General features: G+C 52.5%; 6 protein-coding genes. 3 read left to right on the top strand and 3 right to left on the bottom strand.

Annotation, left to right across the window (positions count from 1 at the left end):
- Positions 1-47: 47 nt before the first annotated feature.
- From PKO02S_RS30330 to PKO02S_RS30320, 3 genes are read right to left on the bottom strand one after another with little or no spacing between them, the layout of a single operon-like run.
- Positions 48-1,211 (bottom strand): Ger(x)C family spore germination protein, encoded by a 1,164-nt coding sequence (locus PKO02S_RS30330; protein WP_127588756.1) that lies wholly within the window; start codon positions 1,209-1,211, stop codon positions 48-50.
- A gap of 7 nt (positions 1,212-1,218) precedes the next feature.
- Positions 1,219-2,739 carry a spore germination protein gene (locus tag PKO02S_RS30325; protein WP_127588755.1) on the bottom strand — a complete coding sequence of 507 codons (1,521 nt, stop codon included), beginning with the start codon at positions 2,737-2,739 and terminating at the stop codon, positions 1,219-1,221.
- Positions 2,736-3,809 (bottom strand): endospore germination permease, encoded by a 1,074-nt coding sequence (locus PKO02S_RS30320; protein WP_164821780.1) that lies wholly within the window; start codon positions 3,807-3,809, stop codon positions 2,736-2,738. Before PKO02S_RS30320 ends, PKO02S_RS30325 begins: the two co-directional genes overlap by 4 nt.
- Before the next feature lie 299 nt (positions 3,810-4,108).
- Between PKO02S_RS30320 and PKO02S_RS30315 the strand changes: the two genes are divergently transcribed.
- The 3 genes from PKO02S_RS30315 to PKO02S_RS30305 all read left to right on the top strand — a co-directional run bounded on the left by PKO02S_RS30315 (position 4,109) and on the right by PKO02S_RS30305 (position 10,162).
- Positions 4,109-7,138 carry an FAD-dependent oxidoreductase gene (locus PKO02S_RS30315; RefSeq protein ID WP_164821779.1) on the top strand — a complete coding sequence of 1,010 codons (3,030 nt, stop codon included), beginning with the start codon at positions 4,109-4,111 and terminating at the stop codon, positions 7,136-7,138.
- Positions 7,139-7,231: 93 nt separating this feature from the next.
- On the top strand, positions 7,232-8,413 hold the full coding sequence (locus PKO02S_RS30310; RefSeq protein ID WP_164821778.1) for a response regulator: 1,182 nt from the start codon (positions 7,232-7,234) through the stop codon (positions 8,411-8,413).
- 111 nt (positions 8,414-8,524) lie between these two features.
- On the top strand, positions 8,525-10,162 hold the full coding sequence (locus tag PKO02S_RS30305; protein ID WP_127588751.1) for a sensor histidine kinase: 1,638 nt from the start codon (positions 8,525-8,527) through the stop codon (positions 10,160-10,162).
- Positions 10,163-10,339 lie beyond the last annotated feature (177 nt).

The raw sequence follows: 10,339 nt of genomic DNA, 5'->3' as shown, positions 1-10,339 counted from the left end.
AAAGATCATTTCGGCGGAATATCGCAGATTGCTCTATATAGGGACTATTATCTCGTATAGCTCTTCTGCAGCATTTTGAGCAGGCCGCTATGAGTTATTTTTACACGAACCTCAACCGCATCCAAAGAATCCTTGGTTAAGAAGAATGGAGCTTGAGTTTTTAATTGTTTCCATATATCGGGATGGTGCAGGTAGGTGAAATATTCAAGTTGATAAACATCTGATTTTAGCTTGAGTGCTTTGAGGAACGTTTCTCGCACCTCTTTTTGAATCAAGGACTGCGCAATTTGACTGAGCTGCTGTTCGCTGGCTGGATGTATCTGTTCGACGATATTTCCTGTAATAGTCAGTTTGATCCGGTATAGGGGCTTCCCATTCGTAAACGATTCGGTAATTTCCTGCTTCGGGCTTTCTAATGACAGGACGGCAAGCAACGTGTTGTCTTCTCGGATTTCCAGAGGCGTTCGATTGGTTTCGGACGTCATCCAGCGCAAGCCGCTTAAATCCTCATTCCCTATCCAACCTCTTACTGCCTTGTCTCTGACAACAAAAGCGCCGTTCATTTGGAGCTTGGGGTCCGGCTTTTGATTTTTTTCCCATTGAGCCGGGTTAATGCCGAGCGTGGGGAGTATGATCGTTTTCCCCGGCTCCCAATAATCCGCTGAGAAATGCAGCAACCGAATCGGAGGGAGCCATGACTTCTGCTTGTATGTTTTACTCGGTTCATGCATAACGGTGGACAGGGAAGAAAGGTTGTAAAACGCGGTCGCATGGAACAATTCGTCAATATTGCCCTTGGTGCCAAAAATCCACGGTGTGTAACGGATCTCACGGAATCGGTTAATAGCATCCGCAAAGCCCTGGATTCCGTGTTTCAGGGCCGCTTCCGTCACAATGATGGCTGTAACATGACTCCAGACGATTCTTTGCTGAGCCGTATCGTATAGCTGGTCCATCGCCATGCTGACCGTCTCCCCGGTGCCTTGTCCGGAATAAGCGAGCGGCTCTGTGGTGCCGTTTCTGCTTTCCTGCCTCGCAATAACGGTGAAATCAAGCATTTGGGCATAAACATGGTAGGTGTTGTCGGAGTAGTCGATACCGATCCCGGAGATATAGTCGATATCCTCAAGATCATGACTGTCCCAGCACCCGGTCAGCAATAGGAGTAGAGACGGGATCAGAAGCAGGCCGGATATCCGAGTTGTTTTCATGCAGCATTTACGGTTCCTCTCTGTACAGATTCTGTTGCTTGAGGCTGTCGGCTTTCGTCTGCTTCCACTTTTTGGGCACGGCCCAAACGGCTCGCAGGATATCCTTGAATGTGACGGGGGAAAGCGGCTCCAGATAACCGACTCCGAACGAACTCAATCCGGACAAGTAGGCGACGATGGCAAACATGCTGATAAAAAAACCGAACATGCCGAAAATGGACGAGCCAAGCAGCACAAATATCCGGAGCACGCTTACGGAGCCGCTTAACGATTGATTCACTAGGGTAAATGTCGATACTGCGGTCACTGCAGATACGACCAGCAGCGTAGGAGATGTTAATCCGGCCCGGATTGCAGCGTCCCCGACAATCAATCCGCCAACGACCGCAACGGTCTGGCCGACGGCCTTCGGAAGCCGGATGCCCGCCTCCCGGAATAATTCGAATAGACCCAGCATGAGCACGGCCTCCATAGATGTGGATAACGGCAAGCCCTGTCGGGAATTGGAAACCGTAGCAAGCAGCCGGAACGGCAACTGCTCCATATTAAAGGCGCATAAAGCGACCCAAAATCCGGGCAAATAGATGGCGATAAATAAACCGATAAAACGCAGCGATCGCTCCAACGCAACAAAGTAGTAAGGTAAATGCAAATCCTCCGGCGATTTCAGCTGCTCGGTCAAACCGGAAGGGGCGATGAGCGCCATCGGCGATCCATTAACCAATACGGCAAACCGCCCCCGAATCAAGCTCTGTGCAACATAATCGGGTCGTCCCATGTAATCGATTAGAGGGAACAACGAGAACTTGGAATCGCCCAACGTCTCTTCCAACTGGGAGCTGCTTAGGAGCGCCGTTTCATTCCGGTAAGACAGAATTCGTCTCCGGGCCTCTTCAACCAGATTCGGATTGATGACACCGTCCAGGTACACGAGAGAAACTGTGGTCTGACTCTCCACGCCTAAGATAAACCTTTCATTATACAATTTATGCGTGTGCAATCGTTTCCGAATTAGCGCTATGTTCGTAGACAGCTCTTCCGTAAATCCGTCCCGAGGTCCTTTGAGCGATATTTCGGTTGCTGACTCCGAAGGGCTCCGTTTTGGAATGCTCTCGATATTGTGCGCATACATCCGTTTGCTCGCACGATGAAGCAGGAGGAGCGCTCCGCTGAACAAGTGGACGGACATATCCCGGTCGGCTTGGATCTCTGCTACCGTCAGCTTGGCATGCAGCTTATCCCAAGTTTCCGCTCCTGGGTCTCCGTTCTGGAATACTTGCTCCAATGCGGGCAGGACGAAATCGGAGATCTGCTTGATATCGACAAGTCCCTCGCAATAAACGATCGTGATGGTTTCCGAAGCTTCGCCAAACCGGCAGTTTTGAATTTTCACATCAGCGCTGCCTTGATAATGGATGCGAAGCCTCTCTTCATCCCATTCACTCCAAGTATCGTCTTCCCTCGTACTCGATGAGCCGACAATCCGATTGCTTTTGGTCCGGGTTCCGAGCCACGGTTTCCTAATCAAATGTTAGCCCCCTTCTTGCGGTTGATCCACATGATGATCGCGAACAAAACCGTCGAGACCGTAATAATGATGATAAAGGACCCCATGTAATACCATTTGGCAAGCTTCAGATAATCAAAATCGTTGATCGCAGGCAGGCACGCCAGCACTAATAAAGCTCCTGCAAGGAGCAGGATGGGCACTGCGCGAACGGATTTCGTGTCTTTGCCCTTCTTGAATAGCTCCGCCGTCATATATAGCATGAGCGAAATGCGTACAAATGCGCCTGAGAGCCATTGATAGATCGACAAGAAGTCCACATGAGACACGTAATCCCCAATCCGTACCAGCTTCCACTGCTCAAAGGTCGGGTATCGGATCAGTACCGCTTCGTAGCCGAAAGCGGCGATGGCTCCGGTTAAAGGTCCGACTGTCAGTCCGGCAAGAAGAAAGACCAGTATCATCAGATGATACCATCTGATTTTGTCACGGATAGAATGCTGCATAAAAATAATGATGAACACCTCCACAAAGCTACTGGCCGCATAGAGCATGCAAGACGCAATTCCTGAGAACCCGGCTGTGCGGAATACAGGAAACAGGAGGTCGTATCGCTTGACTTGAAAATTGGCGGCCATGACAAAGTAACCCAGCAGCCAAACGAAGGGAAGCAATAGGCCTGCAATGATGGCTATGGAACGTATGCCTTTCAGGGCGGAATAGACGCAAAGCGCCAGTAAGGTGAGGGTAGTGGCCAACATTGGCGTTTGCGGCAAATAGGATACCTCTGTCCAAACAATGACTTCTTTCAGCGTAATAAATGCGTTTATAAAGAAAAAGGGAAACACGACTAAGGCTATTACTGGCGGTAAAAGGTTGTAATTGTGCGACCGCAGCCATGTCATGATGTTCGTCTGTTCGGTTTTTCTAATGATAGAATAGGGCAGAAGTGTCCAAAGTATGCATAACGGGGCAACCAGAATAACACTCATCCAGGAATCCTTCTGGGCTGTATTGAGAAGCAGAGGGATCACCGTTACATGATTGTCCAGTCCAATTGCCATTATTAGCAGCATGCTTGCTTGCAACATCGATATGTTCCCTCTAGGCATCATTGGGCTCCGGTCTCCTTCCCGCTCTTGAACAAATCCAGTATGGACACTTTTACATTCAATTAGACAAGAGGGCAGATGGCTGGAGAGGAGAGGTGAAGCGATCGCCTTTGGCATTATTTTGGAACCGTTTATTTTTCACCCAAAATCAATAGATAGTGCATTCTGCTTTCACGAAATGGGTGATATAGTAAATCCAAACTTGAACGCGCTTACAAGAAAAAGGGCTTCGGTGGAACAGCCAAACAAGAGTTCTTTGCCAAGGAGAGATGAACAACATGTCGGAAGGTCTGCTTGGGTTGGCCGACTATAGGGTGGATGTACTGGTTCTCGGGGGAGGCTTTGGCGGCGTCGCCGCTGCCAGAAGCGCGGCTCAGGCCGGAGCTTCCGTGATGCTGGCGGAGATGCGGACGTATCTCGGGGAGGAACTGACGGCGACGTATCAATATGCGATCGATCCGGATAAGCTTCAAGAAATAGCTGCATTTTTTAATTGGGGACAGCGGGAACTAATGATGGAGGGGACTACGGAGTCGCTGCCGGTGCTGACGCCTGACAGCATCAAGCTGAAGCTGGAAGATGTATTGCTGGAGCAGAAGGTGAAGCTGCTGTACAATGCGCGAATGGTGGAGTGGACGCTGGACAGGAACGGATATCTTGTAACGCTGACCGGCAAATTCGGGACCAAGACGGTTCGCACGTACCAGCTCATCGACGCCTCGTCGGAAGGGGTGGTGGCGGCGACCCTCCCTCAGGCAGAGCTGCGATACCGGGATCGGAATGTACGGGTGGAACGAATGATTTCCTTGCGAAAGGTGGAGACGGGAGCTCCGGACGAGTCTTCCTTGCGCGAGGCAGCCGCCAGGCTGGGGCTGAAGCAAGTCCAGGCGATCCCGGCTGGTTCCGAACAAGGGCATATGCTGCTTCGGTTCAGCTGGGAGGAGCCGTATGCGCAGGACCCTTTCTGGACCAATCAAACGGAGATCAAGGCGAGAACGATTTCCATGGACTTGTTCCGTTTGCTTAAGGCGACCGAGCACAAGTTCAAGAATGCGGAATTGATAAATGGAGCCCATGAGCTGACTGCAGCGCCGAGACGGAGGACGCAAGGGTGCGACGTCTCTCCCTACATGGCCATGCCCGGCATATGGATTGCTAGCGGTAATGCCGATCTGGAGGATGAAGCATCCGCCGAGCTGCAGAGAAATGTAGCTGCCCTTGCTCGGTTAGGTCACGAAACAGGGGAACATGCGGCCAAAGCAGCTCAGGAAAATCCAAGCCAGCTCACCGCCGCCACTGCTGTTACCGTCAGTCACCACTCTGACTCGGCATGCGGAACGCTGCCCACAATCCATCTAACCACCGATGTGCTGGTCATCGGCGGAGGAACGAGCGGGGCTTCAGCGGCGATTGCTTCCGCTGAACAAGGGACGTCCACCATGCTGTTCGAAATGAACAGCGGCTTGGGAGGAACGGGAACCGTGGGCGGAGTGGATTCTTATTGGTTCGGTCGAAGGGTAGGCTTTACCGCTCGAGTAGCAAGCCAAGTGAGAGAAGAGCATGAGTCGATGGGCTTGAAGTGGCAAGGCGCTACGGCAGAGAAGTGGAATATCGAGGCCAAGATGTTTGCTCTTCTGAAGATGGCCGTCGAGGCGGGGGTGCGCATCTTCTGGCGCAGCATGCTGGTATCGGTCCTGAAGGAAGGCGGTCGGGTAATCGGGGCGAGAATCGCGCTTCCTGATTGCCTTGTCGAAGTGCGCGCGTCCTGCGTGATCGATGCGACCGGCGACGGAGATGCGGCAGTGCTGGCCGGCGCTCCCTATCTATATGGATCGGAGCGCGACAGTATTACGATGTGGTATTCCAAGGTTCCTCAAGTAAAGCCGGGTCTGTACAAGAATAATTTTACCAGCACGGTGGACGTAGGCGACGCGGAGGACTATACCCGAGCGATCCTGACGGCCAGGCGAAGATTTATCGGCTATGATCATTGCGCCTACATCGCTCCCCGGGAATCCCGCCATATCGTGGGGGAGGTTCTGCTGTCCCTGAGCGATCAATTGGCTCTGCGAGAGTGGCCGGACGTGGTCAATATTTGCTTCAGCAATTACGATATTAAAGGGCACAGCTGCTCCGATTGGATCCGGATGGGCCTGCTGCCGCCCAATCTGGAGATTGAAATCCCGTATCGCGCGCTGCTTCCGAACGGGGTAGACGGGCTGCTGGTCGTGGGCAAAGCGATTTCCGGCACCCATGACGCTCTTCCGGCAATCCGAATGCAGGCCGATCTTGAGAATTTAGGAGCCGTAGGAGGGATTGCCGCTTCCTTGGCTGCCCGTCTTTCCGTCCCGCCCAGAGAGGTGCCGTTGCACTTGCTTCAGCAAGAGCTCGTCCGCGTGAACATTTTGCCGGAAACCATCCTTTCCCGCGCGCCTAGGCAGATCGAAACGATAGAACAATTGGAGGATTGGGTATCCAAGCTGGACGACCAAGAAAGGCTGTACGAGTTCGCCAATATGGGATATGAAGACGTATACCGGGAGCGTATTCCCATGGCGGTCGTCTGTATGGCGGATTCGCGTGTGATCCCTCTGCTTCGACGAGAGACGGACAATCCAGGCTCACCGAGACGGTTGACGGCGGCCAAAGCATTGGCTTGGCACGGAGACCCGGCTGGAATCCCCGTCCTGCTGGAGGAGATGGAACGATTTCTCCAATTCGATGAATTGCCGGGACGCGACACCTCGATCAAATACGTAACCGCTCCTCCCGACCATGGGGCGATGCCGGAGCTTGCCTATCTCCTGTATACGCTAGCCATGACCAATGATTGCCGGGCGGCCGTAGACGTGGCCAATCGCGCGGTAAAGAAGCTAAACCCGACATGGGAAAAGTTTACCGACCCCAAACACGGTTTATTCTATTATGTCGATAGCCTATGCCATATGGCGGAGCGATTAGGACACCCGGATTTCATTCCATCCTTGAAGGTGCTGCAGCAAGATCCCCTCTTTAGCGGACGTACCTCCAATGTTCTGCTGCAGCCGGACTTCTTCGAGGAAAGAGCCGCTTACTTGGAATTGGTCATTGCGAGAGCGTTGGCTCGGTGCGGGGATAAAGACGGATTGAGGACACTGGCTGAATATTTGGGGGATGTTAGAAAAATTCTCGTTCGTCATGCGCATCAAGAGCTGAGCGCTCTGACAGGCAAAGCGTTCGGGCAAGATGGTATGCTATGGGAAAAATGGATTGGCAGTCTGGACGCGTGGCAGCCTTGCCCGTGGAAGGCCGACGCCATTCATCGGTAAAATAAGGTCCGGCTCCGATGCCGGGCCTTTCTCTCTATCTGATCCGAGAAGTATGCTATGATGAAAACGTATACACTTCTGGGGGTGACAACGGTGTTCAAGTTGCTGCTAGTAGAAGACGAGGTTATCACAAGAGAGGCGCTCAGCCAAAGTATGCGCTGGCAGGATCTCCAAGTCGGCGAGTTGGCGGAGGCGTCGAACGGGAAGCAGGCGTTGGCGCTGGTAGGCACGTTTCGGCCCGATATTATCGTTACCGATGTGCGCATGCCGGAGATGTCCGGCATAGAACTCGCTGCCGAGCTGGAGCGAATGGGCTCTGACGCCAGTTTGATCATGATGAGCGCGTACTCCGACATGAATTATATGAAGTCCGCCATTAAGCTTCATGCGGTCGATTATTTGCTTAAGCCCGTAGACGTTCAAGAGCTGGAGCAAGCGGTCCGAACGGCGATTGAACGGCGCAAGAGCAAGTCTGACCAGCACCAGATTCATGCCATGCTGCAGATGAGTCTCCCCGTGCTGAGGGAGCAATTTCTCAACAGCCTGCTGCAAGCTTCCCAACCCGTGATTTCGAGGGAGGAGCTCTCCGCACGCTGTCGGTCGCTGCAGCTCCCCCGGTATGTCGATGAATGTTTTCGATTAGTGCTTGTTCCATCCGAGGAGCCTGCCAAAACGGCGAAGGATTTGGAAGCGGCCTGGAATTCACGAATGGGCATGTCCGATACCGCGATTAGCTGGAGCAAGGGCAATCACGCCCTAATGATGATTCCCGGAGCGCAGGAACCGGAGGTATCCGCTTGGAGTCGATCGATCGAACAAACGGGCGGGAGGCCGAACCGACTGCAGATCAGCGATACGTTCGAATCGTTCTTGCAATTGGGGGAAGTCTATTCAAGCTTATTGGAGCGTGAAGCGCCTATAGCGGCTGCCGGATATTTGCCCAGAGAGAGGGAGTCCCTTCTCATCCAAAGCATTAAGAGCTACATTGCGTCGAATTACTGGAAGGATCAATTGTCCATTCTGGAAATGGCCAACGAACTGAACTATACGAGCGCCTATATTTGCATGATATTCAAGAAAGCCACAGGAGACACCTTGAATCACTATTTGAACGAGTATCGTTTGCAGAAGGCGAAGGAGCTGATGAACGACGTCACGCTCAAAATTGCCGATGTCGCCGCATTGGTCGGCTACAGCAGCGAGAACTATTTCAGCAAGGTGTTCAGGAAGTACGAGGGCCTATCTCCATCCGACTATAGACGAGGGGGGATTTGACTTGTCGCTCAGTATGAAGAAGCTCGCGCTGCGTTATCGCCTTTTTTTTCATTCTCCCTGCTGATCATTGCCTCGACCGGACTGTTCGGATACTTCGCCTACCGAGAGAATATGAAGACGGCGGAAGAAAACTTTACGAATGTCATTTCCGGCAATCTGGTGCAAACGAGCAATGCTCTGCAGAATCTGCTCGAGGAGACGGAGAAGCAAGCCGCTTTCCTGTCCTATAATTTCCAGCTCCAGGATGCCCTGCGCCGCGAGAACGGATCGGTGGCCGATCAATATGACGATTATCTGGTAGCTCAACGAGCCCTGGATGCGATTGAGAAAACCTATGGGTTAAAGGTCAAGCTCTATCTCGACCGTCCACGACGGTTTTTGAACGACGGGATTCGGTATTTGGATCAAGCGGAGCTCACGGCCAGCCGACTGAATGCACTCCAGCCCTCCAATCGATCAGGATCAGGTTGGTTTTATGCTTTCAAGCCCGGAGAAGGGTTGACCTTGTCCTGCTTGGTGGAGATTGTTAGTGTAAGGGACTTTACCCATCTCGCGACCGCCACGGTTAGTTTGAACGAGGAGCTGGTACGCAGAGTGTCATCACAGGCGGCATCATCCCTTATTCACCGATGGTTCCTGATTACGGAGAATGGGATCGCGATCTCGTCTTCGTCTCCCGAGCTGCTAGATCAGCCTGTGCTGCCCCCTGATTGGACGAAGCGCCGAGCAGAGGGACAGAACGGGGTCATGCAAAATTCTACTAGCGAAAACCATTTAACTGTCTATGAAAAATTGCCGTCATTCCCTCTGTTCGTCCTCGCGGAGATTCCCATGAGCGAGATGACGAATCGGGCGCAAGCGATCGTTCGCAACTTCCTCTGGGTGGCTGCTGCCATCTTATCGCTTTCGTTCCTCGTTGCTTATATCGTTTCAACGGGAGTAACCCGCCGCATCCGCAAGCTGGTTGAAGCTATGGGAGCCGTGGAGAAGAACGACTTCAAGATCAGGGTCCACACCGATTATCTGGATGAAGTGGGCATACTTTCAGGAAAATTCAATTGGATGGTTGAGCGCATACGGGCTTTAATCCAGGACGTGTATAAGACCGATTTGGAAAAAAAAGAGGCGGAGCTCAATCTGCTGCAGGCCCAAATCAATCCTCATTTTTTGTACAATACGCTCAATGGGATTCATTGGATGGCCGTTCGGCACGAAGCGCCCGAAATCAGCGCCATGGTGCGGAACCTGTCGGACTTCCTCCGATTGAGCTTGAACATCAGCAGAAGAACCAGCATCGCAACGGAGCTGGAGCATGTACGCGCCTACTTCGCCATTCAGCGCATTCGATTCAACGAGCGAATCCGATTGGTTATCGACGTCGAGCCCGAATTGCTTGCGTGCTCTACACTGGCGTTGATCCTGCAGCCTCTGGTGGAGAATGCCTTGCTTCACGGAATTTTGCCCGATGAAGACCGTATAGGGACGATTGCGATCCGAGGCGAGCTTCAGGACGGTCTTGTCATGCTGGAGGTGTCGGACGACGGACGCGGGATGACGGAGGCGCGCCTCTCCAAGCTTACGACCGCGTTAAGAAGCGACGACCCAACATCGATAGGGAACGGGCTTCGCAATGTACACCAAAGAATTCGGTTTCAATTTGGAAAGGAATACGGGCTTGACCTGCTGAGTGGGCTTGGCGAGGGAACCACTTGCATTCTTATTTTTCCCGCCACATACGAGTCCGTATAACCGGGAGACTGCGACACGGGATTCTCGAAAATAACGCTAAGAACGAAATCAAAATCATAGTGGGCAGGCAGAGGGAGTGAAGGAGCGAAACGTCCGCCTTTGAAAGCGTGGCCAATCTCAGCTTCCATTCCATCAAGAGCCATGACTACAACAACGGCCGGAACCCCTCTTTCTTCC

This window comes from Paenibacillus koleovorans NBRC 103111 (assembly GCF_004000845.1).
Lineage (GTDB): Bacteria > Bacillota > Bacilli > Paenibacillales > NBRC-103111 > Paenibacillus_AA > Paenibacillus_AA koleovorans.
The sequence above is the reverse complement of the archived record's forward strand: the minus strand, read 5'-3'. Positions and strand labels throughout refer to the sequence as shown.

Coding starts and splice junctions, on each gene's coding strand:
- PKO02S_RS30305 (WP_127588751.1), top strand. CDS start 8,525: ATGAAGACGGCGGAAGAAAACTTTACGAATGTCATTTCCGGCAATCTG.
- PKO02S_RS30320 (WP_164821780.1), bottom strand. CDS start 3,809: ATGTTGCAAGCAAGCATGCTGCTAATAATGGCAATTGGACTGGACAAT.
- PKO02S_RS30330 (WP_127588756.1), bottom strand. CDS start 1,211: ATGAAAACAACTCGGATATCCGGCCTGCTTCTGATCCCGTCTCTACTC.
- PKO02S_RS30315 (WP_164821779.1), top strand. CDS start 4,109: ATGTCGGAAGGTCTGCTTGGGTTGGCCGACTATAGGGTGGATGTACTG.